1 pseudogene is annotated in these 248 nt (G+C 63.3%); it reads right to left on the bottom strand.

From position 1 onward, the window contains the following. A pseudogene (gene gyrB, locus CVH10_RS23080) lies at positions 1-248 on the bottom strand (DNA gyrase subunit B); the annotation flags it as partial.

Genomic DNA, 248 nt, shown 5'->3' with positions numbered 1-248 from the left:
GAGGCGATACACCCCGGCCTTGAAGGCCTTGGCCTCGCGCACCAGGGATTGCAGGTCCAGGCCCATGCGGCGTTCGCCGGTGGACAGGTCCAGTTCGGCCTCGGACGAGCCTTCCTCGATCAGATAGGCGTCCATATCGGCCTGATCCTTGAGGTAGCGCGACTGCTTGCCCTTGGAGACCTTATAGAGCGGCGGCTGGGCGATATAGACGTGCCCCCGCTCGATCAGTTCGGGCATCTGGCGATAGA

This window comes from Halomonas sp. ND22Bw (assembly GCF_003011945.1).
GTDB lineage: Bacteria > Pseudomonadota > Gammaproteobacteria > Pseudomonadales > Halomonadaceae > Halomonas > Halomonas halophila.
The sequence above is the reverse complement of the archived record's forward strand: the minus strand, read 5'-3'. Positions and strand labels throughout refer to the sequence as shown.